This is a genomic window from Sphingopyxis sp. EG6, assembly GCF_003609815.1.
Taxonomy (GTDB): domain Bacteria; phylum Pseudomonadota; class Alphaproteobacteria; order Sphingomonadales; family Sphingomonadaceae; genus Sphingopyxis.
The window spans coordinates 1,422,142-1,446,934 of sequence record NZ_AP017603.1; the positions used below are offsets into that span (position 1 = coordinate 1,422,142).

Consider the following 24,793-nt stretch of genomic DNA (forward strand, 5'->3'; position numbering starts at 1 on the left):
AACCGCGCTTGCCAGCGGGCTTTCCCGCCCCCTATAGCCAAGGCATGAGTCACGATTTGTTCGACGCCGCGACCCCGGCTACCGAGAGCTACAATGCTTCGCAGATCGAGGTGCTGGAGGGGCTGGAGCCCGTCCGGCGGCGCCCCGGCATGTACATCGGCGGCACCGACGAGCGCGCGCTGCACCACCTGGCCGCCGAGGTGATCGACAACAGCATGGACGAGGCGGTGGCGGGCCATGCCAGCCGCATTGAAATCACGCTCGATGTCGGGAACCGGCTGACCGTCACCGATAACGGCCGCGGCATCCCGATCGATCCGCATCCGAAATTTCCCGGCAAATCGGCGCTGGAGGTGATCCTGACGACGCTGCATTCGGGCGGCAAGTTCGAAGGCAAGGCCTATGCGACATCGGGCGGCCTGCACGGCGTCGGGATCAGCGTCGTCAACGCGCTGTCGATTGATACCGAGGTCGAAGTGGCGCGCGGCAAGCAGCTCTATCGCCAGCGCTTTGCGCGCGGCACTCCGGTCGGCGGGCTTGAGGAGCTCGGCCCGACCCCCAACCGGCGCGGGACAAGCGTGTCGTTCACACCCGACCCCGAAATCTTCGGCGACCATCAGCGTTTCAAGCCGCAGCGGCTGTATCGCATGGCGCGGTCAAAGGCCTATTTGTTCGCGGGCGTGGAAATTCGGTGGAAATGCGCCGCCGAGTTGATCGGTGACGACACCCCTGCCGAAGCCACCTTCCAATTTCCGGGTGGTCTCGCCGATCATTTGAAGGAGCAGATCGGCACGCGCGAATGTGCGACCGCCGAGCCGTTCATCGGCCGTCAGGATTTTCCGGGCGACCAGGGCCGCGCTGAATGGGCGATTGCCTGGCCGCTGTGGTCCGACGGCAGCTATAGCTGGTATTGCAACACCATTCCGACCCCCGCCGGCGGCACGCACGAGGCGGGGCTGCGCGCGGCGCTGACCAAGGGTTTGCGGGGTTTCGGCGAGCTGATCGGGCAGAAAAAGGCGGCGCAGATCACCGCCGAGGACGTGTTCAACGGCGGCGAGATGATGCTGTCGGTGTTCATTCGCGACCCGCAGTTCCAGAGCCAGACCAAGGACCGGCTGAGCAGCCCGGAAGCGGCGCGCCTGACCGAAAACGCCGTTCGCGACCATTTCGACCACTTCTTGTCGGACAATATGGACCGCGGCCGCGCGCTGCTCGGGCTTGTGCTCGATCGCATGGACGAGCGACTGAAGCGCAAGGCCGAGCGCGAGGTCAAGCGCAAGACGGCAACCAGCGGGCGAAAGCTTCGCCTGCCGGGCAAGCTGACCGATTGTGCGAATGATGGCCCCGAAGGCACGGAATTGTTTATCGTCGAAGGCGACAGTGCTGGCGGCAGCGCCAAGCAGGCGCGCGACCGCAAGACGCAGGCGATCCTGCCGATCCGCGGCAAGATATTGAATGTCGCGAGCGCGAGCGCCGACAAGATCCGCGCCAATCAGGAAATCGCCGACTTGGCGCTCGCGCTGGGCTGCGGCATGCGCAAGGATTGCGATGCCGACCGGCTGCGCTACGAAAAAATAGTGATCATGACCGATGCCGACGTCGACGGCGCGCATATCGCGACCTTGCTGATGACCTTTTTCTTTCAGGAAATGCCCGACATCGTGCGCCGCGGGCATGTCTATCTGGCGCAACCGCCGCTCTATCGCCTCACAGCGGGCAGCATGTCGGCCTATGCGCGCGACGACGCGCATCGCGCTGAGCTTGAAGCGACGCAATTCAAGGGCAAGAAAGTCGAGGTTGGTCGCTTCAAAGGGTTGGGAGAAATGAATCCTAACCAATTGAAAGAGACCACAATGGACCCCGCGACGCGCTCAATGCTGCGCGTTACGCTGCCACAGGAATATGAGGAGCGACATCTGGTCAAGGATCTGGTCGACCGGTTGATGGGCAAGCATCCCGAACATCGTTTCCAGTTCATTCAGGCCAATGCCGCGACGCTCGACGAGGCGGCGATCGACGCGTAGGATTGCCGCTGAATTTTCGCCGGAAACGGGGGTCGTCATGGTCCGAAAGGCTGCTTTACTGGCATTTGCGCTTGGGCTGACGCTGCCCGCCGGACCGAGCCTGGCGCAGTCGCCCGAAATGCAGGCCGCGGCTGACTCCGCTTTCGAGCGGCGCGCTGCGCAACTCGTCGATGTGCTGGGCGGCTCGGTTGCCTTCGCCGATTATTTCGACCCGACATTCCAATCCGCCCTGCCCGAGGCGCAGTTCAGGGCGATGACCGCCAGCCTGATCGCGCAATATGGCAAGCCGATCGCCGTCGAGAAGCTGGTGTCGAACGACGGCCGTTCAGGCTCGCTTGCGCTGCGGTTCGAGAAGGGCGTCGGGACGGTACTGCTCGACGTTGGCGCCGATCCCAATGCGCGCGTCATCGGCCTGCGTCTGACCGGCTTTGAAATGGCGAACGACAGTTTCGACACCGTCGCCGCCGAAATTGCCGCATTGCCGGGATCGACCGGTTTCCTCGTCGCCGAAATCACCGGCGACACCATTCGCCCGCTCGCCTCGGCCAACCCCGACCAGCAATTCGCCGTCGGATCGACCTTCAAGCTCTATATTCTCGATGAACTGGCGGCTCAGGTCGCCGCGAAGAAGCGCCGCTGGTCCGATGTCGTGCCGCTGTCACACCTCAGCTTTTCGTCGATGGGCACCGCGAACTGGCCGAAAGGCACGCCGGTGACGCTGCAAAGCCTGGCGAACTGGATGATTTCGGTCAGCGACAACAGCGCGACAGACACGCTGATCCACCAGCTCGGCCGCGAGGCGATTGAGGCGCGGATGCGGGCGGCAGGGCACAGCAATCCGTCGCGCAACGTCCCGTTCCTGACGACGGTCGAGGCCTTTGCTCTCAAGGGCAATAATTTCGGAAGCGAGCGTTCCACCTTTATTGCGGGTGACGATGCGGCGCAGCGCGAACTGATCAATGCCAACCAGCACCGATTGACCCTGTCCAATGTTGACGGCGTGAGCTTCGCCGGAAAACCGCGCTATATCGACAGTCTCGAATGGTTCGCCAGCCCCAACGACGTCGCAAAATTGATGATCGACCTGCGCAAGCGCAACTCGCCGACGGCGATGTCGGTGATGGCGATCAACCCCGGCGTAAATCCGGGCGCCACCAAGGATTGGAGCTGGCTCGGTTACAAGGGCGGGTCCGAACTGGGCGTAATATCGATGAGCCTGCTTGGCGAACGCAAGTCCGACGGCAAATGGTTCGTGGTCACCGCAAGCTGGAACAACCCCGACGCGCCGGTGGAAACCGAAACGATGGTCAGCCTGGTGACCCGGCTGTTGGCGCTGGCCGCCAAATAGCGACCCGATGCGCGATGTTTACGCCGTCAACGCGGAAACCAGCGCCTTGACCTTGGCTTGTCGCCATTGCGGCGTCGGCGCGACCAGCCAGTAACCGCGCTTCACTGTAACGGCCTCGCCAATCTGGCGAACGCGGCCCGCCGCAATATCGGCTTCGGCAAGCATTGCCGGGACATTGGCGTGGCCAAGTCCGTTGGCTGCCGCATCGATGGCGAGACCGGCGTCGCCCAAACGCAGCGCCGGTTCGCCATCGGCGACCGGGCAGCCCGGCCAAGCGATCCGCGTGTCGCTACTGCTGCCCGGGCCCGCAACAGTCACCATCAGCGGATCGGCGAGCGCCACGCCCTCATGATCACCCGCGCCGTCGGTCCAGAAAATCGCGAGATCGAGGTTGGCCTCGGTGAAGTCGATGCCGCTGTCGGCGGACACCAAGGTGAAACGCACGTCGGGCGCCTGCTGGCTATAGCGCGCGAGCCGCGGCGCCAGCCATTTGGCGGTCAGATCGCGCGGCGCGGCAATCGTCAGCGATTGCGACGATTGCCCCGCCTGCATCGCGCGGACCGACTCCTCGAACTGCAGAAAGCCTTGTCGCAACGCATCAAGGCCTGCCTCAGCCTCACCGGTCAGCTCCAAGCCCTTGGGCGTGCGGCGGAACAGCACGACGCCGAGCATATCCTCGAGCGCGCGTATTTGCTGTCCAACCGCAGCCGGGGTTACCGCCAGCTCGTCCGCAGCACGCGTGAAGCTCAAATGCCGGGCAGCGGCGTCGAACACGCGCAGGGCGTTGAGCGGCAGGTGCGTGCGCTTCATGCGGCGGTCGCAGGCGCCACGAGCGGGAAATGCGGGATCGCGACCAGCATCTGCGATCCGTCGCCGATTTCCATCGCATAACTGCCGACCATCGACCCTTCGGGGGTTGGTAGCGGGCAGCCCGACACATAGTCATAGGCGCCGCCGGGCGCGATCAGCGGCTGTTCGCCGACGACCCCTTCGCCTTCGACTTCGCTGATCTGGCCGCGCCCGTCGCTGATCCGCCAATGACGGCTGATCAGCTGGACCGCGACGTCGCCATGATTTTCGATCCGGACATGATAGGCCCAGAACCAGCGACCGAGCGCCGGGTGCGACTGTTCGGGCAGATAGCTGACCGACACGCGCACCGTGACGGGGCCGGTGGTCGCGGCAAAGGGGAAGAAGGAGTCGATCATCGCGCCCACAGCGTCGCTCAAAGCCCGACTTTGGTCAATGCCTGGTCCAGATCGGCGATCAGGTCGCGCGGGTCTTCGAGCCCGATATTGATCCGCAGCATGCCGTCAACGACCCCCATGTCGGCGCGCGCTTCGGCGCTGACGCTATAATGGGTGGTCGATGCGGGGTGGCAGCACAAGCTCCGCGAATCGCCGATGTTGTTCGAAATATCGACCAGTTCGAGCGCGTTGAGCAGCTCCATCGCCTGTTCGCGCCCTTCTAGGATGAAGGAAAAGATCGGCCCGCACGCCTCCATCTGGCTCATCGCCAGATTATGCTGCGGATGGCTGGCAAGGCCGGGGTGGAGGATCTTCGGCACCCGCTTTTCGACAAATTTGCCGACCGCCAGCGCGTTCTCCGACTGGCGCCGCGCGCGCAGGTCGAGCGTTTCAAGGCCTTTCAGCACCACCCACGCGTTGAACGGCGACAGGTTGGGGCCGGTATTGCGCTGGAACGGCAGCAGCACGTCGTTGATGAATTTCTCGGTCCCGCACACCGCACCCGCGAGCACGCGCCCCTGCCCCTCCATCAGCTTGGTCGCCGAATAGGCGACGACGTCGGCGCCGAAGTCCATCGGGCGCTGAAGCACGCTCGTGGCAAAAGCATTGTCGACCACCGTCGTGATGCCGTGCGCGCGCGCGACTCTGCACACATATTTCATGTCGACGATGTCCATCGTCGGGTTCGCAGGCGTTTCGAAGAAAAAGACCTTGGTGTTTGATTTGACGGCCTTTTCCCACGCGTCGTTGTCGCGCCCGTCGATCACAGTCGTTTCGATTCCGAAGCGCGGGCACAGCTGGTCGACCAGCCAGCGGCACGATCCGAACGCAGCTTTGGCAGCGATGATATGGTCGCCCGCCGACAGCTGGCAGAGCAAAGCGGTCGTCATCGCCGCCATGCCCGTCGCCTGCGTCCGGCACGCCTCGGCACCCTCCATCAGCGCGATGCGCTCCTCGAGCATCGCGACGGTCGGGTTCTGGAGCCGCGAATAGGTCATGCCCTGCGCCTCGCCCGCGAAACGCGCGGCGACCGTCTCGGCATCGTCATAGGTGTAGCCCGAGGTCAGGAACAGCGCCTCCGACGTTTCGCCATGTTCGCTGCGCCAGGTGCCGCCGCGCACCGCCTGGGTCGCCGGGTGCCAGTTGCGGGTGGTGCTGCGATCGAAGCCCGTGGTCTTTTTCATCTCAACCGTCCGTGTATTTCTAGCTGTCTAAACCGTAGCCCTGAGCTTGTCTAAGGGCGCTCCTCGCCGGGAGGCGCCTTCGACAAGCTCAGGGCTACGGTGAATAATGTGCGGCTTTCACGCGCTCAAAGCCGCAACGACCGCATCGCCCAGAGCAGAAGTGCCCATGTTTCCGCCCAGATCGGCGCCGCGGCAACCATCTGCGAGTATCTTGGCCACCGCCGCCTCGATCCGCGCCGCGCTCGCTTCGTCGCCGCCCGAATGGCGGAGCAGCATCGCGAGCGAGAGGATCATCGCCAGCGGATTGGCGACGCCCCTGCCCGCGATGTCGGGTGCGCTGCCGTGGATCGGTTCGTACAGGCCCAAGTGGCCTTCGCTGAGCGACGCGGATGCGAGCAGCCCGATCGACCCGACGCACATCGACGCCTGATCGGACAAGATGTCGCCGAACAGGTTCCCGGTGACGACGACATCGAACTGGCCCGGATTGCGCACGAGCTGCATCGCGGCATTGTCGACATACATATGCGTCAGCGCAACGTCGGGATATTCCGCCGCAACCTCGATCACCACGTCGCGCCACAGCTGCGACGTTTCGAGCACGTTCGCCTTGTCGACCGAGCAAAGCCGCTTCGCGCGGCCATGCGCCGCGCGGAACGCGACATGCGCGATGCGCCGCACCTCGCTCTCGCTGTACGACATGACGTCATAACCCTCGCGCTCTCCCCCCACGGTCGTACGCATGCCCTTTTCGCCGAAATAGACGTCGCCGTTGAGCTCGCGAACGATCAAGAGGTCGATCGCCGAGGCGACCTCGGGACGCAGCGCCGAGCTGTCCTCGAGCCCGGCGAACAGCTTAGCAGGGCGCAGATTGGCGAAAAGGCCGAGCTCCGCGCGCATTCCCAGGATCGCCTGTTCGGGGCGCAGATGCCGCTCGACATTGTCGAAGCGTGGATCGCCGACCGCACCGAACAGGATCGCATCGGCGGCTTTTGCCTTTTCGAGCGTTTCAGCCGGCAGCGGATGGCCGGTCGCTTCGAACGCCGCCCCGCCGACAAGCGCGCGGTCGAGCGTGACGGGAAGCGCGAGCGCGCCAAGAACCTTTTCGGCCTCCACCATGATCTCGGGACCGATACCGTCGCCAGCCAGCAGCAGGATTTTCAATGCGTCACCCTTTTCGTCCAGAAACACCGTTCGCCCTGAGCTTGTCGAAGGGCCGCTCTTCTCTTTGGCGCCGTCAAAGAAAGGACGGTGCTTCGACAAGCTCAGCACAAACGGAGTGGGCGGATAGTCCCGGTTCGACGCTGCTCCTCTAGGCAGCACGGCCGAGTCACGCAACCGCCCTCTTGAGCCGGTCGACCAATCTTTCCCTTGCCGTCAGCAAGTCCCGGTTGCGGCCATCGAGGACGTCACGGTCGAGGAAATGGCCGGTGATGTTCAGCCCGTCGAGCACATCGTCCATCGCCGGATTTGCATCGTGACCCGGCAGGAAGCCCGGCAGGCGAAACAACCTTTCCTCATAACCCGCCGCCGCCGCGACGCTCACCGCCCCGCCCGATTTCGGGCTGACGAAAGCAAGCTCGTTCGTCGAACCCGTCACCACGCATTCCTTGAGGTTCAGCCCGAAACCCAGTTCAGCGAGCAGCAGCAATTCGTAGCGCGCCAGCGCGGCCGCCCATTGCCGCGCCGCGGAGGCGGCGCCGATCGCGTCGAGCACCGCCGAAAGCGCGGCATATAGCGCGGGGTAGGGCTGGCTTTCGGGCAGCGTTGCCGCGGTCAGGCTGGTCACCCAGTCGATCGCCGCCGCCGCGAGCGGTTCGGCCAATAGCGGCGCGCGGCTGGCGAGCAACTCGGCGGTCGCACTCGCCAACTGCTCCTCGGTCCGCGCGCGCAGCTCGATCGCGACCAGATTGCCCGGGATAAGGATCGGGCGCAGCCGCGTCGACCGCCCGCCGCGCACATAGCCGCCAACAAGTCCCGCTTCCTCGGTCAACGCGCGCAGAATGGCACCATGTTCGCCATGCGCACGGACCGCGCAGACGATCGCGGTGGCGGTCAGGCTGGCCAAAGCACCATCTGCGTCTGCGTTACCAACGCCACGTCGGCGCCGTCCTCGGTGCGAATGCACGTCTGCCACACCGACAGCCGCTTGCCGATCTTCACTGGGGTCGCCTCTCCTACCAACACCGATCCGACCGGCCCGGCGCCAAGGAAATTGGTCTTGCTCTCGATCGTCGTCGTGCCCTGCGCGCCTTCGGGCAGCGTCAGGAACGCGCCGACAGCGCCAAGACAGTCGGCGAAGGCCATGATAGCGCCGCCATGGACGATATGGCCCGCGGTGCAAATCTCGGGACGCACGGGCAGTTTGCCCGCGACGCGATCCTTGCTTCCTTCGTGGATCGTAACGCCGAGCGTTCCCGCAAGCGGCATGGCGGCTGCAAAATCCATGTCCTGTCCCTTCCTAACCCAAACCCCTCCCCTGAAAGAGAGGGGCTCAATCTTCATCCCCCCGGGTTGTAAAAATCATAGACCGCCTGCGCCACACCGGCACTGACCCCAGGCGCTTTCTGCAGATCCTCCAGGCTCGCCCCCTTGATCGCGCGGGCGGTGCCGAAGTGCATCAACAGCGCCTTCTTGCGCGCCGGGCCGATGCCCGGCACCTCGTCGAGCGGCGAGCTGCCCATCGCCTTCGCGCGTTTCGCCCGGTGCGCGCCGATCGCAAAACGGTGCGCCTCGTCGCGAAGCCGCTGGATATAGAACAGCACCGCATTGTTGGTCGGCAGCGTGAATTCGCGCCCGTCGGGGTGATAGAAGGTCTCGCGCCCGGCGTTGCGATCCGGCCCCTTGGCGACCCCGACGAACGGCAGGTCGTCGATCCCGAGCTCGGCAAAAACCGATGCGACCGCCGAAACCTGCCCCTTGCCGCCGTCGATCAGTACTAGGTCGGGCCATTCGCCCTTCGTTCGTTCGGGATCTTCCTCGATCGCGCGTGCGAAGCGGCGCTGGAACACCTCGCGCATCATCGCGAAATCGTCGCCCGGCTGCGTTCCGGCGCGCTTGATGTTGAACTTGCGGTATGCGCCCTTGATCCAGCCCTCGGGGCCGGCGACGACCATCGCGCCAAGCGCATTGGTTCCCTGAATATGACTGTTGTCGTAGATTTCGATGCGCTGCGGCGGTTCGTCGAGGTCGAACAGATCGGCGAGCTCGCGTCCGAGCTTGGCCTGGCTGCTGCTTTCGGCGAGGCGTCGGTCGAGTTCCTCGCCCGCATTGCGTACCGCCTGATCGAGCAGACGCTTGCGGTTGCCGCGCTGCGGCACGCTAATCTCGACCTTGCGACCCGCTGCTTCGCCGAGCGCTTCGGCGAGCAACGCGCATTCGTCGGGTTCGCGATCGACGAGGATCAGCTTCGGCGGCGGCACGCCCTCGTAGAATTGCATAAGGAAGCTTTCGAGTACCTCGCCCTCGGGTACGCCTGCGACATGCGCGGGGAAAAAGCTGCGATGCCCCCAATTTTGCCCGCCGCGGATGAAGAAACCCGCGATGCAGAGCTGGCCGCCCTTCGCCGCGAGCGCGAAGACGTCGGCGTCGCCCAGCCCGTCGGCGTGGACCGACTGGCTGCCCTGAATGAAGGTCAGCGCCTTCAGCCGGTCGCGCAGCACCGCAGCCTGCTCATAATCCATCGCTTCGGCGGCCTTGGTCATCGCGTCGCCCAGCCGCTTCTGCACGGCGGTCGAGCGGCCTTCGAGGAAGTCCTGCGCGTCGCCGACCAGCGCCGCATAATCGGCCTTGGCGATGCGATCGACGCATGGCGCGCTGCACCGCTTGATCTGATAGAGCAGGCACGGCCGCGAGCGATTGGCGAAGAAACTGTCGGTGCAGCTGCGCAGCAGAAAGGTTTTTTGCAGCGCGTTGAGCGTGCGCCCCACCGACCCCGCGCTCGCGAACGGGCCATAGTAGCGCCCCTTGGCGCGCCTTGCGCCGCGATGCTTCTGCACCCGCGGGAAGTCATGATCGGTGCGCAGCAGGATGAAGGGGAAGCTTTTGTCGTCGCGGAGCAGCACATTGTACGGCGGGCGGTAGCGCTTGATCAGCTGCGCCTCGAGCAGCAGTGCCTCGGCCTCGCTGGTCGTCGTGACGATCTCCATCGCGCGCGTCTGCGACACCATCCGCTGCAGGCGCTGCGGCAGCCGCGCGACCTGCGTGTAGTTGGTGACCCGGTTCTTGAGCGCGCGCGCCTTCCCGACATAGAGCACGTCGCCGCGCGCATCGAGCATGCGGTAAACGCCCGGACGCACCGGCAATTTGCGCACGACGCTGCGGATCGCCTCGGCCCCGCGCTCGAGGTCGGGCTTGTCGCCCTCCTCGCCGCCGCCGCGCACGACATAGGTCGCCTTCTCTTCATTGAATCGGTCGGGAGCGTTTGGGCGGGCCATGATTTTGCATGTAGGCGAAGGTGATACGACCCGCCATAGTGTGTAGGGTAAATCATGGGAGGGGTCTTATGGAATTACGCGGCAAACTGGCGCTGGTCACCGGCGGGAGCGACGGCATCGGGCGCGAGATCGCGCTACAATTGCAGGGGCTCGGCGCTGATGTGATCGTCACGGGGCGCTCGACGGAAAAGCTTCAGGGGATGGCGGCGCAGGGATTCGGCACGATCACCGGCGATCTGTCGACCGCCGCAGGGGTCGACGCCGTCGTGACGAGCGTAGCGGGGAAACCGCTCGCCATACTCGTCAATAATGCCGGGATCGGCAGCGAATATGAGCTTGAGGACGCCGGGACGCTGGGCAGTGCGGAATTGTGCATCCGGACCAACCTCGACGCCCCAATCGCGCTTTGCACCCGCTTGCTCCCTGCGCTGCGCGCCCAGCGCGAGGCTACAATCGTCAACGTCACCTCGGGCCTTGCGATCGCGCCGCGCGCCGGCGGAGCGATCTATTGCGCGACAAAGGCCGGGCTCCGGAGTTACACCCAGGCGATCCGTCACTTGCTCAAGGACAGTAATGTCCGCGTTATCGAGGCGCTGCCGCCGGTCGTCGAAACCAACATGACCGCGGGCCGCAGCGGCAAGAAAATGAGCGCCCACGATTGTGCCGCTGAAATCGTCCACGGCATCCGCACCGGCAAGGCCGAGATCAACGTCGGCATGGTGAAGATTTTGCAGCTGGTCCACAGCATCTCACCGGCTCTGGCGCGGCGGATCATGATCAAGTTTTGAGGCAGGAAGGCGTTTGCCGAAGCATAGCTGTCGATGGACGGAATGTCGGGCGTGGGGTGGCTTCCCGATCATCCCCAACCTCCGTTCGTGTCGAGCGAAGTCGAGACATGCCGAAGGCCCACGCCAAGCCACGCGTATCTCGACTTCGCTCGATACGAACGGGGATTGGATTGAACGGCTGCTTCCAGTCGTCAGCAGCTGAGCCGTCCACATACAGCAAAACGCCCGCGGAAATCCGCGGGCGTTCTGTATTCGGCAATGTCCGGGTAATCAGCCCTTCGCGACGCTCGCAATGGCCTGATCGACCAGCGCCTTGTCGGCGTTGGCGTCATGCTTTTCGGCGATCAGCGCCGCTGCCGCGGCGGTCGCGGCTTTGGCGGTTGCTGAGCGGACTTCGGCGAGTGCGCCGGCTTCGGCCGCCGCGATGCGATCTTCGGCCATCTGCTTGCGGCGTCCGATCAGCGCGGTGGCGTCGGCTTTCGCCTTGGCGATCACCGCTTCGGCTTCGGCCTCGGCACGCGCGCGCATGTCGTCGGCTTCCTTCGTCGCCGTCGCCAGTTTCGCTTCATATTCGGCCTTCAGCGATTCGGCGTCGAGACGCAGCGCTTCGGCTTCGTTCAATTGCTTCGAAATCTCGGCAATCCGCTTGTCGAGCATTGCGCCGATCGCGCCCGGAACGCCCTTCCAGATCAGGATGCCCAGGAAAACGAGCATCGCGATCGAGACCCAGACCGTTGCGTCCATCCCGAACGCGGTCGGAGCGGCGCCTTCGGCAAAAATCAGCGTCAGATTAGCCATGGAGCACCGCCTTCACCGCTGCCTTGGCGTCCGCCGCAGCAACCTTTACGCCCGACAGCTTGGCGACCAGGTCGCCCGCTGCGTCGGCCGCGACCGATTCGATTTCCGCCATCGCCGATTTGCGCGCCGCTGCAACACCGGCTTCCGCTGCAGCCAGCTTCTCGCTGAGTTCGGCGTCGACCTTGGCCAGACGCTTTTCGGCGTCCTTTGCAGCCTTGTCCTTGGCGGCAGCCACCGCCTTTTGCGCAGCAGCACGGCTTGCGTCGCTCTGCTGACGATAGCTTTCTTCCAGATTGTCCGCGGCGGCATGCGCCGCCTTGGCGGCAGCCAGATCGTCGGCAACCTTGCGGTCACGGGCGTCCACCGTCGCTTCGATCTTGGGCAGCATGCCACGACCGATCACCAGGTAAATCCCGGCGAAGACGACCAGCAGCCAGAAAAGCTGCGAGGCAAGATACCAGTTGTCAGCGGTGAGCTGGGCTATTTGAGGCATGGAAGGCGAGCCTTAACTTACTGAAAAACCTGCATGGGAAGGCCGACCCCGCCGGGGTCGGCGCTACCCGATCGTCGGATCAGACGACGAACAGCAGGATCATCGCAACGACGAACGCCAGCAGGCCGAGAAGTTCGGCAGCGGCGAAGCCGATGAACAGGCGGCCCTGCTGGCCGTCCGCGGCTGCCGGGTTGCGCAGCGCGCTTTCGAGGAAGCTGCCGAACACGTTGCCCACGCCGATGGCGGCCATGCCGGCACCAATGGCTGCCAGACCGGCACCGATCAGCTTTGCTGCTTCTGCGTCCATTATATTACTCCTTGGTATAATCGTTTGAAAATAAACGTAACTTAGTGAAGGTTGACCGCGTCGTTGATGTACAGCGAGGTCAACAGGGCGAAAACATAAGCCTGGATGCCGGCCACCAGCAGCTCGAGCGCGCTGATCCCGATCATCAGGATGAAGCTGAGCACCGACACGATCGAACCGAGCCAGAGCGTTTCAGCGTTGAAACCGTTGATGACAAAGCCCGACAGCACTTTTAGCAGCACGTGACCCGCGGTCATCGCGACGAACAGGCGCAGGCCAAGGCTGAACGGGCGGACCATGAACGACACGAACTCGATCGGCGCAATGATGGGGATCATCGGCAGCGGCGTTCCGTGCGGCACGAAAAGCGAAAAGAAGTGGAGCCCATGGCGCCAGAAACCGACGACGAGGACGATCGCAAAGCTGATCAGCGCGAGCACGCCGGTGATCGCGATATGGCTGGTGACGGTGAAGGGATGCAGCCCCAGCACGCCCAGCGGCAACATGCCGAGCAGGTTGCAGAACAGGATGAACATGAACAGCGAGAAGACATAGGGCGTATATTTGCGCCCTTCGGTGCCGATATTCGCCATCATCATGTTCGAAATGAAGCCGGTGAAGCCTTCGACCGCGGCCTGCCAGCGGCCCGGAACGAGCTGGCGGCGCATGCCGCCCCACATGAACAGGCCCAGCGCAATCGCCGCGATCACCATCCACAGCGCGCTGTTGGTGAACAGGACTTCATGCCCGCCGAGGTTGAAACCGCCGCCGAGCGGGGTCACCTCGAACTGGTGCATCGGGTCGATCTTGCCGGATTCCGCCGCCACTCTTCACTCCACGCGTCTGGCGAGGCGGCGAATGCGCCGTCCCGCTGAAAATATCTGGCGCGCCCCGCTAGTTGCGCGGCGTCTTTGACAGGCGAATGATGTTCCGAAAGGCCACGATTATGCCCATGAACAACATCACCAACAGACCCCAGGGTGACGTTTCCGCGAAGCGGTCGATCAGCCAGCCAAACAAGGCGCCGCCGATCAAACCGCCCAGCAGTTCGGCCAGGACGCGGTTGCCGAGCCGATAGTTGGCATCGGATTCCGGTCCGGCGTTCACCGCGGTCCGCTTTGCCTCTGCGGCTTCGGCCCGGTCCAATCGCTCGTTGAGCGAGACCAGGCGCGAATCCTCTGAGCCAAGTTCCGGATCGCTGCCGTTCCCCGTCATTTTCCGCCATCCTCCTGAAACAGAACCGGAAAGCCCCGATTCCGCCTGCGAAAAAAGGCCCGAAAAATCGGGAGACCCCTAAGGCGCGGTCCGTTTAGGAATGACGCCCGATGAAGTCAATGCTTGTGCGCAAGTGCACAAAAATGCCGCCGCGTTTAGGGGCGCGGCGGCATGTGGCGCCCGCGGGCGCCCTTGAACGATATTGTGCCTCAGGGGCAGCTGGCGTTGCGCACCGGCGGGCTATCGTCGCGCGTCAGCCAGCGGCCGTCGGGCGCCTGATATTTCTCACCCGGCTTGGTGTTCGCGATCAGGTTGCAACCGCTGGTGAACGCAAATTGCTCGACGGTGCTGCCTGTCGCCTGCGCGCGTTCGGTGTAGGCGGCTTTGCGCTTGATATTGAGATCCTGCACCAACGCACGGATCGCCGGGGTCGGCGGGCTGGCAAAGCCGAGATAGCCGTCGGGCTGTTCGCCGATCTGGCCCGCGGCGCGAGCCGCTGCATAAGCGGGATCGCGCTGCGCCATCGCCGACGGCACCGCGAGGGCAACAGCGGCGGTCGCCGCGATCGCGGCCAGCGCCAGCCCGGTGGGTTTCCACATCTTCAAACGCATCTGTTCATTCCCTGTCATCAGAATATCTCGCTATTCTGCTCGATGAGCTTTTTGGCATCACCATCAAGCCTGTACACCACTTCCTGACGAATGTTGATGTTCAGGTTGATTTCGATCGGCTTGTCGGGCGTTTCGATCTGCACGCAACCGGTCAACGCTGCTGCACCGATCAGAACCGCCAGATTGCGTGCCGTTTTGGCCAGCCTCCTTGCTCCTGTCTTGGGTGTGTTCATCGCATGGGCTCGCTTTCTGGAGGCTGAACGGGGGCGGATCGGGCTTTTTCGGCCGCTTCGGCTTCTTCCTGGGCGCGCATCAGCGCCGGCAGATTCTGTTCGATCAATAGCGACGGATCGTAAAATCCCTTCGCTGAGGTCAGCAGCTGGCGGAACGGCGCGGTAATCTTCACGTTGAAGACCAGCGGGATTCTGGCAACCGCATTGGTCAGGAAATTGCGCGTCGCGCCCTCGCCCTGCCCCACGCCGCCAAAGCGGATGTCGGTCACCATTTCGCCGTCGAGATCCCCGTTGAGTATGATCGTCAAATCATCATATTTCAGGCTGCGAAGCGCGCCAAAGGCAAAATTGGCGATCGCGCCCAGATTGCGGTTCGACAATTCGCCGACATAGGCGAGCGTCCCGCCGCCGGCGCGCGAATCGATGCGTCCACCGACGATGCGTCCGCCCAGCCCGCTAAATTCTACGGGCAGCGTCCCGTCGAACTTGCCGGTGGCGTTGATATTCTCGAACCCGAAGCTTTGCAGGAATACCGCCGCATCGACCCCGACGATGTCGAATGACAGCCGCCGCGTCTGTTCGGCGCCGAAGTCGAGCGTCGTCGGGTGGAGCAACAACTGCCCCCCGGCAAAGGGCCAGCTGCCACCCTCGACCCGCACGCGATTGTCGCCGAGCAGCTGATATTCGATTTCGCCGTCGAGCACCGGGATGCCGGGATTGATTTCCTTGATCTTGGCGATCTGCCCGGGAGCCGAGCGCAGCCCGATCAGATCGTCGAAGGTCAGCGTCGACGTCAGCCCGCTCACCGGGCCGAACGCCGCCGCCAGGCTGGCGTCGGCGGTGGCAAAGGTGCCGCGGCTGGTTACGCCATCGGCGGTCCATTCGATCCGACCATCGCCGACGACCGACCCGCGCACATTGGCGACGACGCCCAGCGCAAGGTTGGTCAACTGGTCGGGCTGGAACCGTTCGTCGAACCGCAGTTCCTTGACGAGCAGATCCGCCGAACCGCTGCCATCGGCCAGCCGGTGACGAATGATCGCGTCCAGAATCTTCGTGCCGGTCGTAAGCTCGTTGAACGCGGCCTTGGCGTCGATCACCCCAGCGGCAAAGCGCAGGCTCGCATCGTTGCTGATCAGCGGCGCAAAGCGCGCTTCCGACGCCGCGTCGGTCAGCAGCAGCCCGCCGTCAAGCATCAGCGCGCCATCGGCCCAGCGCCATCCGCCAGCGATTTCACTCATGTTGAGCGGCACCGCGCCGATCTTGGCGCTGGCATCGCGCAGATCGCCCGCCATTCCCTGCGCGGTGGAACGCCCGCTTATCGCCTGAGCACTGAAGCGCGTGACGCTCTCGCCCTCGCCCAGCCGGAAATTGGCGAGCGCCAGCGACCAGCGCCTCGTGGTCAGGTCGATGCTTGCCGGTCCGCTGGTCACGGCAAACGGCGAATCGCCGCTTGTGCCACGCAGATTGATGCCCGGAATGCGAATTTGGCCGCGCAGGCCATCCGGCCCCGCACTCAGCAAGGGCGCACCGGGACGGCTGCACAGGTCGATCGCGCTGCGACCGATCTGGAAACCCGATATGGCGACGCGATCCGCGCTCACCCGGCTGCATCCGCCATCGAGCGCCAGCGCGCCGGTCGGCGCAAGAAAGCCGCTGAGCGGGACGCTCAACCGGTCGATACGCCCGCCCGCGAGCGGTCCCGACACATCGGCGCGCGTCGCAAACCGCAGCAGGCCGCTGCGATCGCCGGAAAAGCGCACCGGTGCCAGCGCGAGGCGGGCAGTGCCTGCCTGATAGGGGTCAAAGCTCGCCACACCGGTCATCGAACCGTCGCTACGGCGATCGAGGTTGACCGAACCCACGGGTAGATCGCCGCCGCCGAAACGCCAGCGCCCGGCAGCGACAACCGTCGGCTGCGGCGCGCCATAACCATAGCTGATGCGGCTGTCGGCGCTGCCGGTGAAGCGGGCGCCGCTCGCGCTCGTCAATTGCGGCGCGAGCAGGTCGATGCGGGCAAGATTGCCCTCCCCGGCCAGGGCGAACGCCGCGCCGCCCCCGACATCAGCGAGCATCCGGCTGACCGCCGCGGCTGCCTTGGCCGCCAGCGGGCCAAGCGGCGTTTGGGTTAAGTTGCGCGCGCCGTCGGTAAGCGCGCGCCGCATCGCCGCGCTGCCGCTCGCGCGGGCAAAGCGGATTTGACCGTCCAGTTTCGGCGCAGAGCGCCCGACCACACCCTGTGCATCGACGTTTACCGTCTGGGCGGTGAAATCCGAACCGCGGACGCGCGCCATGGCGGCGTCGATATCCAGCTTGGTTGCCGCCGCATTGCCGTCGAACCGGGCGAGCACGCCCACCCGGTCCGCTTCGAGCGCACCCGCGATCAGTTTCGCGACACTGGCGTCGGCTTCGCCCTTCCAGCTTTGCAGATCCTCCGACAACGAGAGGTCAAGCGCGATCTGCGGCGACGCCGCCGCGATGCCGCCCTCGGCGCACGACAGGCTTTGGCCGCGCAAGGGACCGACGAGTTGGGGGCGGACGTCGCGCACCAGCAGCGTGCCATAGAAGCTGACGTCCTCGCCATTGCACCCCGCGGCGGCGATGCGCGGCGCGACGAGCGCTAGTTTGCCAGTGAAATCGCGGCGGAGATTGCCGCCGCCGTTCAGCGCGGCGCCGACATTGCCCCACGGCGTGTCGACCCGCGCGCGCGCATCGCGCAGCACGATAGTGAGGTCGGGTAAGGCAAAGGGGTCGGTGCTCGTCGGGTCACGAAACTTGTCGAGCGCCCCGAACGAGAGGCGTCCGCCAGAAAAGCGGCCATGGAGCCGAACTCCCTCGGCGCGGATCTCGGTGACATAGGGGCCGGACCAGCCATAACCCAGCAATACCTCGACCTTTTTCGCGGTCAGGTCGGGATTTTCGGGATCGCCGATCACGACATTCGACAACCGCTCGCTGCGGAACCCGATCGTGTCGATGCGATATTGCGCCGGAACGCCCCTGCTGCCCAATTCATCACTGATGAAGCGGTCGGCGATCGGTTCGCGGGCAATCCATATCCCCGCGATCACGACGATGACCGCGCCCGCGGTCAGCCAGCGCTTTTTGAACAGCAGCGTGCGATGCCGCCACCTTGGCGGCCGGCTATGGTCGGCTTCGCTCACGGTGCGGACGACCTCAGCCAAGTCGTGTCAGCGGATGACGTCATGGCGTCCACTCGTCCTCCGGTCCGACCCATAATCCTGGCAGCAACGCCGGAAATCCCGTTTCGCTGCAACAAATTGGTCCGGATTGCCATCATCTGTGTCCTATGCCCGTTGAGTGCGGCTCACAAGGCGGTTATTCGGCGGACCGATGGCTAATGCCGACACGCCTGCGCCTGTGCCCGATCTGGCCCCCGACCATGCGGGCCATCGCTCGCGGCTCCGCGGGCGGCTGATCGGTGGCGACGCCGATGGGATGGCCGATTACGAGCTGGTCGAATATCTCCTCGCGCTGGCGATCCCGCGCCGCGATACCAAGCCACTGGCCAAGGCGTTGCTGCGCGAATTCGGCTCGCTGGCTCAGCTGATCAGCGCCGATCCCGAATCGCTGCGCCGCGTCGATGGGCTGGGCGAATCGGGCATCGCGGCGCTCAAGATTGTCCAGACCGCCAGCCTGCGGCTGTTGAAGGGCGGGTTTCGCGACAAGCCCCTGCTTTCCAGCTGGGACGCGCTGCTCGACTGGCTGCGCGCCGACATGGGGCCGATCGACATAGAACGTGTGCGCGTCCTCTACCTGAACGCCCGCAACATGCTGATCCGCGACGAACTCGCCAGCGAGGGTTCGATCGACCAATCGGCAATCTATGTTCGCGAGGTGATCAAGCGCGCGCTGGAACTCGGCGCGTCGGCGATCATCCTCGTCCACAACCATCCCACTTGGCCTTTTCGATCACGTTCAATCACGCCACATCACCTTGAAACACAACGTCTTTTAGGCTTGTCGTAGAGTCGGCCATTGTGGCATATTGGGGTCGGTTTTAAGGGGATCAAGGTCCCTTTTGACCCCAGTCGCCGACCCCACGAACCCGTCGAGCGACCCCAGTTGGAAGCCGACGGAGAACACCAGTGCCAAGCCTTACAGATGGAGAAATTCGCCGAGCCCTGAAGCAGGTGGAAACGACCGGCAAGCAGCTCAGCCTTGTCGATGGCGAAGGTCACGGAACGGGCCGACTGGTCCTGGTGATGAAGCCCATGCCTACCCGCGTGACCGCAGACTGGATGGCGCAGCAATGGCGCGACGAGAAGCGCCTCAAGAAGAAGCTCGGCTCGTATCCCTCGATGCCCCTCAGCAAGGCTCGCGAGATATTCAACCGCGACTTCGCGGAGCTGATCCAAAAAGGCCGTAGCATCAAGATCGCCGGCGACACCCGGCCGGGAACCGTAGCCGACCTCTTCGAGGCGTATGTCGCCTATCTCAAGGAGGGTGGGAAACCGTCTTGGAAGGAGGCGGAAAAGGGCCTCAACAAGATCGCCGATACGCTCGGGCGCAACCGTCCGGCCCGCGACGTCGAACCGGATGAGATCACAGCGATCATTCGCCCGATCTATGAGCGCGGCAAGCGTTCAATGGCCGATCATGTACGCAGCTACATTCGATCCGCCTTTAGCTGGGGCCTGAAATCCGAGCACGACTATCGCTCCACCGCCACGCGTCGCTTCCGGCTGACCTACAACCCCGCCGCCGGTATACCGACCGAACCCAAGACCATCGGAACACGCTGGTTGAGCGAAGAGGAGTTCGTTCGGCTCTATCGCTGGCTGGAATGCCCCGACACCCCGGTTCATCCCTCCTATCCCCGCGCCGTCCAGATCATCATGCTGACCGGCCAACGGGTTGAGGAAATCGCTCGTCTGCATGTCGATCAATGGGACGCCAGGGAACGGATCATCGACTGGACCAAAACTAAAAACCTCCAGCCGCACGCTGTTCCGGTGCCCTCGTTGGCTGCCGAACTGATCGAGTCGATTATCCCGAACGAACATGGCTGGTTCTTCCCCTCCGCCAAAGACCCGTCCAAGCCCGTCAGCCACGGCACGCTCTACAGCTTCGTCTGGCGCCAGCGAGATCGCGGCGTGATCCCCCATGCGACCAACCGTGACCTCCGTCGCACCTTCAAGACCCTGGCCGGCAAGGCGGGCATTCCGAAAGAGATCCGCGACCGCCTCCAGAACCACGCCTTGCAGGACGTCAGCTCCAAGCACTACGACCGCTGGAACTACATGGTGGAAAAGCGCGCAGGCATGGCGAAATGGGACAAGTTCGTCCGCGCCATGCTCGCCAAGAAGCGCCTGAAAGCGGCGGCATGAGCCTCCGGCGCACCATAAGGCGGAGGTGAGAACGATTATGCGCATCGTATTCGGGCTAGCGGTGCTGGCGGCGCTAACCACGGCGACAGCGGCCAAGGCCGATCCCTGCAAAGCCATTCCCGACCACGGCCCGATGCCGTCCTATCTCCACCGCGGCGCGCACTTCTCCGGTCCTGTGATCTATGTCGGTGACGGCGACTCCTTGTGCGTGGCCGTGGGTCAAGGGCCAGCCAACTGGGTAGAGATCCGACTGGAGGATTTCTACGCGCCCGAACTCCACTCACCCACCGGCCCTGCCGCCAAGGCCGCGCTGGAAAGACTTGCCATGGGCCGGAACACGGAGTGCATCGCCAACCATAGGTCCTACGACCGTGTGGTGGCCACCTGCCGGATCGGCAGACGCTCCATCGGGGATTTATTGAAGGCGGCCGGAAACACCGAGGGCGGCAACGGATACGATCAAAGCAAGCGTTAGCCCGCCTTTTGGCAGCGCTTAAATGCGATCTGAAAACCGATCATAGGCATCGATCCGCCGGATCGGTGGATCTGCCTCATACCGATAGATCTCCGTTCTCAAGAACCGCAGCTCGGCCTCGCGTTGAGCTTCGGGAACGTCGATGTACCAAGAGCGCGGCTCCGGGCCGGGATCGCCGTTCCAGCGGTATCCCCGCGCCTTGAGAACATCCTTGAGGTCGAAGGGCGAGTTCTCCGCCCAGATGCGCCAGGCGACAGTACGAGCGCCATCCAGAAGGCGACTAAGGCCCGTAACGCCAGATCGGGGCAGCCGCATCGCCAACAGCTCGATCGTCGCAAGACAGTCGTGCGTCGCGCGGTGGCGATCATAGAAGAAGCCGGCCGCCTGAGCGAGATAGGCGAGCTTCGCCCCCTCGAATCCTTCCGCCGCCCAGTCAACCTGGCTGAACGAGCAGGCCCAGGGCTTCGTCGAGAACACGTCGCTGAAGCGTTCGAGGAAGCGGCGATCGAACGCCGCGTTGTGCGCGATGATGAGCGAGGCCGGGGCCGCGAATTTGGCAACCTCGGCAGGATCGATGACCTGGCCGGCCACCATTTCATTCGTGATGCCGGTGATCGCGGTGATTTCCGGCGCGATCGGCTCGCTCGGCTGACGCAGCCCTTGGAAGCTGTCGCCCACGCTGAAAACGGTGCCATCCAGGCTGTAGTTGAATGGCGTCATGGCGAGTTCGATGATCTCGTCGCGCTGAGGATCGAGTCCCGTGGTCTCCACATCGACCACCAGGCCAAGGCGCAGCTGCATGCCGGGAGGCGGAATGGTGCGAGGGCGCGGCTTAAGACGCCGAATGACCCGGTAATCTCCCGTAGCCTCCAGTGTTTGCGCCAGGGTCTCCAGATTGTCAGAAGTCATCGTCCGCCGCTTCGTTTACCGCCATCGGCTCCACTTCATCCGCCGCAGCAGCGGCCTCGGCCGGGCGGAGCGCGAGGCGAATGTCAGCGGCTCGACCTTCCTCGTGGAACCACAAATCGACCACGGCGGTATCGTCGCTGCGCGGCCGCGGTGATGCCTCCCGCACTTTGAATGTCGTCGGGAGATTGACCGAGGTTCCGAACACCAGCGCGTGCTGCCGAGGCAATGATGGCAACCGTTTCAGGACCGATTCTGAAATGAACGGTGTCATCTGACGAATTTGGGAGAGATCGTCGGGATTCTGGATACGGTGAACCAGAAAGTTGGAGCACTGGCTGAGAACCGTCTTTGACAGCTCGCTCGGGCGCTGGGAGGCCAAGATCACGAACATGCCGTACTTGCGCCCTTCCTTTGCGATGCGCTCGAATATCTTTGTGGCGTCGATGGAAAAGCGGGATGGCGTAGAGGCGACATACCTGTGGGCCTCTTCGAGCAGCAGGTGTATCGGGAAGCGGTTTCTTGGTTCCGCATGGCGAAGGAACCGAAAAAGCATGCGTGCGATGACCGCACTGACCAGTTCAACGATTTCGTCTTCGACAGAATTCAGGTCAATAATAATGACCTGATTGCGTTTGGTGAACGCTTCACCAGCAGCCCTTTCCAGACCGACAATGTTGGTCAAGAACTCCAGATCGCTTACAGCCGCGCCAACGTCGGGGCCTTCGTGACGCAGAAAGGCATATTCCGTCCGCTCCTGGAGAGATCTGAGCCGAGTGACCATGGACGAGCAGTAGTCTCGGATTTGGCGGTTGCCGTGAGCCTCCTCATAGAGAATCGCGAAGTCGAGACACTCGTGCAGCTCATCAAAAGAAAATGGCGTCCGACTGTAGGCTGGTAAGGGTGCATCCTCCCGGAGCTTCTTCCTCACTTCGTCCAGAAATGCCGATTGGTTGTTCCCCGAAAAATTTCCGTACTGAAAATTCGGATTAAAGCGGTTCAGCAGCGCCATATTCAGATCGTTCGTCGGATATTTCTGAAGAAGAGAAACGACGCGCTGAAATTTCGACACTGGGGAGTCACCATCTGCACCTCGAAAGCACTCGATGATGCAAGTGGCGACAAAGTGCTCGCGCAACGCCAGGGCGTCTGGCGTGTTGGCGTGGAGGAGACTTGTCAGACCCAACGCCGTCCGAAGGACAGGCAGTTGCGTTCGCTCGCTGGCCTGCAAAAGCAGTTCCCATTCTGCCATTTCCAGGAACCAGTGCGGCATCCGAAAGCCGGCTGTCGTCCCATCAAGGATTACGCGATGGACGCCGATGCCGCCGTCTTTTGCCAAAGGCGCAAGCGCTTCGTGATACTCGCCGTTCACGTCGAAGACGATAAACGTCGCGCCGCGGGCGTGATGTTCGTCCGGCTTGTCGAAAAGAGACTGCAAGACCGACGCAACCGTGCATGACTTCCCGCTGCCGGTGTTACCCAGGACGGCAACGTGGCCACCGAAGAACTCGTTCAGACGGACTTTGACGTCATAGTCCTCGAACACCACCGACTTGCCGATGGGCAGAACCCGATAGCGCGTGGCCCCCTCGGGTTGGCAGGCGCCGCCATCCGGGCCGACTGACGGCTCAACGGCAGCCTCTGTCTCGAAGATGCGGTCGAGCTCGCCGTCCAACGCATAGAGGGCGTCCGCATAGAGGGACGGGAAAACGGACACGCCGAAACGGAACGCGCCGCCACGCATCGGCAGCATGCCGACAGGCACCACATCCAGATATTTGGAAGAACCGGCCCGGTCGAAATCACCCCGCTCGGACGGCGTGCTTGCATCGCGTTCACGCAGGCCAACAACCTCGACCACGACATATTCCGACTGCGCCGGGATCATCAAAAATGACCCCAGCCGCGCCACATAATGCACGTCATCGAAGCCGACGACCGTGAAATTGTCGGTGCCGGCGTGCATCTCGACGACGAAGCGGTCGGCCGCGACCGAGACCACCTTGCCGATCGCGCGCTTGCGATCGTCGTGGCTCATGCCCCGTCATCCTTCTTCTCGTCATCCCTGTTCGGCGCCAGATCGGATAACACCTTGCGAACGGCCTCATCGATCCTGTCGCTGGGGCGCTGTGGCATGAAGTGCTCGACGATCATGTCGAAGTAGTGCGCCCTGCTTCCCTCAGCAGGGCCGTCACCTCCAATGATCCAAATGCGCGGATCGCGCAGCGCTCGCAGCTTGGCGATCTCTCCGGCGGTATCCGGCGACGCGAAGACCACCAGACGGAAAGTCGGAATCGTTAGCGCCTGGTAGATGATGTTATTCAGGTGCTCATCGCCGAATGCGTAGCCGGCTGTGATGAGAACGCTCTGCTCTCGCACGATCCGGGACTGAAATTCCCGGAACAGGTCGGCATAGGGCGAGCCAAGCGAAGAGTTCTGCTTCGCCGGCGTCGGATAGATCAGCATCTGGTTCGTGGACTCTGGCGGCCAGACTTCCTTGATCGGGAACAGCCCATGATCGTCCTCGGTCCAAGTGACCGAACCATGCAATTTGCAGAGATAGACGAAGGCATCGACAGCGGTCCATTTGCGGCTGGCAACGTCGAGCTGCTCGGCCAGGGCATAGCGGAAGATCGCCGGGTTGAAGCGGCGTTCAACCACGCCGGAAAAGCCGTTGGCATATGGAATGCCCAAGCGATCCATCGCCAATTCGTTGAAATGATCGTAGTTGGTCGTGAACACCCACGGCCGGGGCAAGGACCGATCTCTCAGGACTAGCTTCTTGTAAAACCGCTCATAGAGATCGCGCACCGTGGTGTCGCCCTCCGTGGCGAAGGCCCCTTGGGTGACACGGATCCACAGGAAATCCTGAACCTTCTTGATGATACCATCGAGAATATCGCGATAGGGGTGAAGATCAGGATTCTTGCTCTGACGCAGCACGAACCGCTGCGCAAATAACACCTCCATCAAGCGTTCCAGGTTACGGCTGTAATCCTTCGCTAGGTCGATCCCGAGCGCATCAAGATAGTCAAGCTCCACCTTGGTCAGCCGCCATGGTGCCGGTGCAGCGCCGGCTACCGGCGGATCAGCGTAGAATCCTGCCGCGCGCGCCTCGAGGGTTTCCCCGCAAAACTCCTTGGCCAAGGGCTCCATGGTTGCAATGCCGAGTTCCTTTTTGTCCCTCATCAGAGAGGAACATCCGGCGCCGAGCAAAAACGCGATATTCTTGGCGTTCATGGTCTCGGAAATCGCCTGGCGGGCGCTCTCGATCCCCTTGCTCCAGTCAAGTTCCGATGGATCGGCATCGCCGTTCCGTAGAAACTGGAATTTTCGCTCCTCTGCGACTTGGCTCATATCCCCCCGATCCCCCAGCT

General features: G+C 63.4%; 24 protein-coding genes. 6 read left to right on the plus strand and 18 right to left on the minus strand.

Features of this window, described 5'->3' with window-relative positions:
• The first annotated feature begins 44 nt into the window (after positions 1-44).
• Positions 45-2,024: a DNA topoisomerase IV subunit B gene (gene parE, locus SPYCW_RS07045; protein ID WP_120216201.1), complete on the plus strand. Its 1,980-nt coding sequence runs from the start codon at positions 45-47 to the stop codon at positions 2,022-2,024.
• 37 nt (positions 2,025-2,061) lie between these two features.
• Positions 2,062-3,372: a serine hydrolase gene (locus SPYCW_RS07050; protein ID WP_120216202.1), complete on the plus strand. Its 1,311-nt coding sequence runs from the start codon at positions 2,062-2,064 to the stop codon at positions 3,370-3,372.
• An 18-nt stretch (positions 3,373-3,390) separates the two neighbouring features.
• On the opposite strand, the gene SPYCW_RS07055 is transcribed toward SPYCW_RS07050, so the two are convergent.
• The 7 genes from SPYCW_RS07055 to uvrC form a co-directional block, all read right to left on the minus strand.
• Positions 3,391-4,182, minus strand: a complete 792-nt coding sequence (locus tag SPYCW_RS07055) for a LysR family transcriptional regulator (protein ID WP_120216203.1) — start codon at positions 4,180-4,182, stop codon at positions 3,391-3,393.
• Positions 4,179-4,580 carry a Co2+/Mg2+ efflux protein ApaG gene (gene apaG / locus SPYCW_RS07060; RefSeq protein WP_120218160.1) on the minus strand — a complete coding sequence of 134 codons (402 nt, stop codon included), beginning with the start codon at positions 4,578-4,580 and terminating at the stop codon, positions 4,179-4,181. The genes SPYCW_RS07055 and apaG overlap by 4 nt, the downstream gene beginning before the upstream one ends.
• A 17-nt stretch (positions 4,581-4,597) precedes the next feature.
• Positions 4,598-5,803, minus strand: coding sequence for a trans-sulfuration enzyme family protein (locus SPYCW_RS07065; protein WP_120216204.1), 1,206 nt, complete (start codon positions 5,801-5,803; stop codon positions 4,598-4,600).
• A 117-nt stretch (positions 5,804-5,920) separates the two neighbouring features.
• On the minus strand, positions 5,921-6,967 hold the full coding sequence (leuB, locus tag SPYCW_RS07070; protein ID WP_120218161.1) for a 3-isopropylmalate dehydrogenase: 1,047 nt from the start codon (positions 6,965-6,967) through the stop codon (positions 5,921-5,923).
• A gap of 166 nt (positions 6,968-7,133) precedes the next feature.
• Complete coding sequence (gene recO / locus SPYCW_RS07075) at positions 7,134-7,871, minus strand: DNA repair protein RecO (RefSeq protein WP_120216205.1); 738 nt, start codon at positions 7,869-7,871, stop codon at positions 7,134-7,136.
• Positions 7,859-8,251 (minus strand): PaaI family thioesterase, encoded by a 393-nt coding sequence (locus SPYCW_RS07080; protein ID WP_120216206.1) that lies wholly within the window; start codon positions 8,249-8,251, stop codon positions 7,859-7,861. Before SPYCW_RS07080 ends, recO begins: the two co-directional genes overlap by 13 nt.
• 53 nt (positions 8,252-8,304) lie before the next feature.
• Positions 8,305-10,239, minus strand: a complete 1,935-nt coding sequence (uvrC, locus tag SPYCW_RS07085) for an excinuclease ABC subunit UvrC (protein ID WP_120216207.1) — start codon at positions 10,237-10,239, stop codon at positions 8,305-8,307.
• 68 nt (positions 10,240-10,307) lie between these two features.
• Between uvrC and SPYCW_RS07090 the strand changes: the two genes are divergently transcribed.
• Positions 10,308-11,027 carry an SDR family oxidoreductase gene (locus SPYCW_RS07090; protein ID WP_120216208.1) on the plus strand — a complete coding sequence of 240 codons (720 nt, stop codon included), beginning with the start codon at positions 10,308-10,310 and terminating at the stop codon, positions 11,025-11,027.
• A 270-nt stretch (positions 11,028-11,297) separates the two neighbouring features.
• Here the strand turns inward: SPYCW_RS07090 and SPYCW_RS07095 are convergent, their stop codons facing one another.
• The 8 genes from SPYCW_RS07095 to SPYCW_RS07130 all read right to left on the minus strand — a co-directional run bounded on the left by SPYCW_RS07095 (position 11,298) and on the right by SPYCW_RS07130 (position 17,848).
• Positions 11,298-11,825, minus strand: coding sequence for a F0F1 ATP synthase subunit B family protein (locus tag SPYCW_RS07095; protein ID WP_120216209.1), 528 nt, complete (start codon positions 11,823-11,825; stop codon positions 11,298-11,300).
• Positions 11,818-12,318, minus strand: a complete 501-nt coding sequence (locus SPYCW_RS07100) for a F0F1 ATP synthase subunit B family protein (RefSeq protein WP_120216210.1) — start codon at positions 12,316-12,318, stop codon at positions 11,818-11,820. Before SPYCW_RS07100 ends, SPYCW_RS07095 begins: the two co-directional genes overlap by 8 nt.
• Before the next feature lie 79 nt (positions 12,319-12,397).
• Complete coding sequence (locus tag SPYCW_RS07105; protein WP_003044110.1) at positions 12,398-12,625, minus strand: F0F1 ATP synthase subunit C; 228 nt, start codon at positions 12,623-12,625, stop codon at positions 12,398-12,400.
• A 41-nt stretch (positions 12,626-12,666) separates the two neighbouring features.
• On the minus strand, positions 12,667-13,452 hold the full coding sequence (locus tag SPYCW_RS07110; RefSeq protein WP_120216211.1) for a F0F1 ATP synthase subunit A: 786 nt from the start codon (positions 13,450-13,452) through the stop codon (positions 12,667-12,669).
• A 67-nt stretch (positions 13,453-13,519) separates the two neighbouring features.
• Positions 13,520-13,840: an AtpZ/AtpI family protein gene (locus tag SPYCW_RS07115; RefSeq protein WP_120216212.1), complete on the minus strand. Its 321-nt coding sequence runs from the start codon at positions 13,838-13,840 to the stop codon at positions 13,520-13,522.
• A 209-nt stretch (positions 13,841-14,049) separates the two neighbouring features.
• Positions 14,050-14,451, minus strand: a complete 402-nt coding sequence (locus SPYCW_RS07120; protein WP_120218162.1) for a YdbL family protein — start codon at positions 14,449-14,451, stop codon at positions 14,050-14,052.
• 17 nt (positions 14,452-14,468) lie between these two features.
• The gene (locus tag SPYCW_RS07125; RefSeq protein WP_120216213.1) at positions 14,469-14,684 is read right to left on the minus strand and encodes a YnbE family lipoprotein; all 216 of its coding nucleotides are present in this window, start codon (positions 14,682-14,684) and stop codon (positions 14,469-14,471) included.
• On the minus strand, positions 14,681-17,848 hold the full coding sequence (locus SPYCW_RS07130; protein ID WP_232014864.1) for a YdbH domain-containing protein: 3,168 nt from the start codon (positions 17,846-17,848) through the stop codon (positions 14,681-14,683). Before SPYCW_RS07130 ends, SPYCW_RS07125 begins: the two co-directional genes overlap by 4 nt.
• A gap of 190 nt (positions 17,849-18,038) precedes the next feature.
• On the opposite strand from SPYCW_RS07130, the gene SPYCW_RS07135 reads away from it, so the two are divergent.
• The 3 genes from SPYCW_RS07135 (at position 18,039) to SPYCW_RS07145 (ending at position 20,510) form a co-directional block, all read left to right on the plus strand.
• Positions 18,039-18,674 (plus strand): JAB domain-containing protein, encoded by a 636-nt coding sequence (locus tag SPYCW_RS07135; RefSeq protein ID WP_120216214.1) that lies wholly within the window; start codon positions 18,039-18,041, stop codon positions 18,672-18,674.
• A gap of 119 nt (positions 18,675-18,793) precedes the next feature.
• Entirely contained in the window at positions 18,794-20,035 is a 1,242-nt protein-coding gene (locus SPYCW_RS07140; protein WP_120216215.1) for a tyrosine-type recombinase/integrase, read from the plus strand.
• 37 nt (positions 20,036-20,072) lie between these two features.
• Complete coding sequence (locus SPYCW_RS07145; RefSeq protein WP_120216216.1) at positions 20,073-20,510, plus strand: thermonuclease family protein; 438 nt, start codon at positions 20,073-20,075, stop codon at positions 20,508-20,510.
• 18 nt (positions 20,511-20,528) lie between these two features.
• Here SPYCW_RS07145 and SPYCW_RS07150 read toward each other — a convergent pair whose 3' ends face one another.
• From SPYCW_RS07150 to SPYCW_RS07160, 3 genes are read right to left on the minus strand one after another with little or no spacing between them, the layout of a single operon-like run.
• On the minus strand, positions 20,529-21,419 hold the full coding sequence (locus tag SPYCW_RS07150) for a 3'-5' exonuclease (RefSeq protein ID WP_120216217.1): 891 nt from the start codon (positions 21,417-21,419) through the stop codon (positions 20,529-20,531).
• Entirely contained in the window at positions 21,409-23,454 is a 2,046-nt protein-coding gene (locus SPYCW_RS07155; RefSeq protein WP_120216218.1) for an ATP-binding protein, read from the minus strand. The genes SPYCW_RS07150 and SPYCW_RS07155 overlap by 11 nt, the downstream gene beginning before the upstream one ends.
• Positions 23,451-24,773 (minus strand): SIR2 family protein, encoded by a 1,323-nt coding sequence (locus SPYCW_RS07160; protein WP_120216219.1) that lies wholly within the window; start codon positions 24,771-24,773, stop codon positions 23,451-23,453. Before SPYCW_RS07160 ends, SPYCW_RS07155 begins: the two co-directional genes overlap by 4 nt.
• Between the last annotated feature and the right edge of the window lie 20 nt (positions 24,774-24,793).

What these genes read in the sequence shown, in the direction of transcription:
- parE (WP_120216201.1), top strand. Translation starts at nt 45, where the DNA reads ATGAGTCACGATTTGTTCGACGCCGCGACCCCGGCTACCGAGAGCTAC.
- SPYCW_RS07050 (WP_120216202.1), top strand. Translation starts at nt 2,062, where the DNA reads ATGGTCCGAAAGGCTGCTTTACTGGCATTTGCGCTTGGGCTGACGCTG.
- SPYCW_RS07055 (WP_120216203.1), bottom strand. Translation starts at nt 4,182, where the DNA reads ATGAAGCGCACGCACCTGCCGCTCAACGCCCTGCGCGTGTTCGACGCC.
- apaG (WP_120218160.1), bottom strand. Translation starts at nt 4,580, where the DNA reads ATGATCGACTCCTTCTTCCCCTTTGCCGCGACCACCGGCCCCGTCACG.
- SPYCW_RS07065 (WP_120216204.1), bottom strand. Translation starts at nt 5,803, where the DNA reads ATGAAAAAGACCACGGGCTTCGATCGCAGCACCACCCGCAACTGGCAC.
- SPYCW_RS07080 (WP_120216206.1), bottom strand. Translation starts at nt 8,251, where the DNA reads ATGGATTTTGCAGCCGCCATGCCGCTTGCGGGAACGCTCGGCGTTACG.
- uvrC (WP_120216207.1), bottom strand. Translation starts at nt 10,239, where the DNA reads ATGGCCCGCCCAAACGCTCCCGACCGATTCAATGAAGAGAAGGCGACC.
- SPYCW_RS07090 (WP_120216208.1), top strand. Translation starts at nt 10,308, where the DNA reads ATGGAATTACGCGGCAAACTGGCGCTGGTCACCGGCGGGAGCGACGGC.
- SPYCW_RS07095 (WP_120216209.1), bottom strand. Translation starts at nt 11,825, where the DNA reads ATGGCTAATCTGACGCTGATTTTTGCCGAAGGCGCCGCTCCGACCGCG.
- SPYCW_RS07100 (WP_120216210.1), bottom strand. Translation starts at nt 12,318, where the DNA reads ATGCCTCAAATAGCCCAGCTCACCGCTGACAACTGGTATCTTGCCTCG.
- SPYCW_RS07105 (WP_003044110.1), bottom strand. Translation starts at nt 12,625, where the DNA reads ATGGACGCAGAAGCAGCAAAGCTGATCGGTGCCGGTCTGGCAGCCATT.
- SPYCW_RS07115 (WP_120216212.1), bottom strand. Translation starts at nt 13,840, where the DNA reads ATGACGGGGAACGGCAGCGATCCGGAACTTGGCTCAGAGGATTCGCGC.
- SPYCW_RS07120 (WP_120218162.1), bottom strand. Translation starts at nt 14,451, where the DNA reads ATGCGTTTGAAGATGTGGAAACCCACCGGGCTGGCGCTGGCCGCGATC.
- SPYCW_RS07125 (WP_120216213.1), bottom strand. Translation starts at nt 14,684, where the DNA reads ATGAACACACCCAAGACAGGAGCAAGGAGGCTGGCCAAAACGGCACGC.
- SPYCW_RS07135 (WP_120216214.1), top strand. Translation starts at nt 18,039, where the DNA reads ATGGCTAATGCCGACACGCCTGCGCCTGTGCCCGATCTGGCCCCCGAC.
- SPYCW_RS07145 (WP_120216216.1), top strand. Translation starts at nt 20,073, where the DNA reads ATGCGCATCGTATTCGGGCTAGCGGTGCTGGCGGCGCTAACCACGGCG.
- SPYCW_RS07150 (WP_120216217.1), bottom strand. Translation starts at nt 21,419, where the DNA reads ATGACTTCTGACAATCTGGAGACCCTGGCGCAAACACTGGAGGCTACG.
- SPYCW_RS07155 (WP_120216218.1), bottom strand. Translation starts at nt 23,454, where the DNA reads ATGAGCCACGACGATCGCAAGCGCGCGATCGGCAAGGTGGTCTCGGTC.
- SPYCW_RS07160 (WP_120216219.1), bottom strand. Translation starts at nt 24,773, where the DNA reads ATGAGCCAAGTCGCAGAGGAGCGAAAATTCCAGTTTCTACGGAACGGC.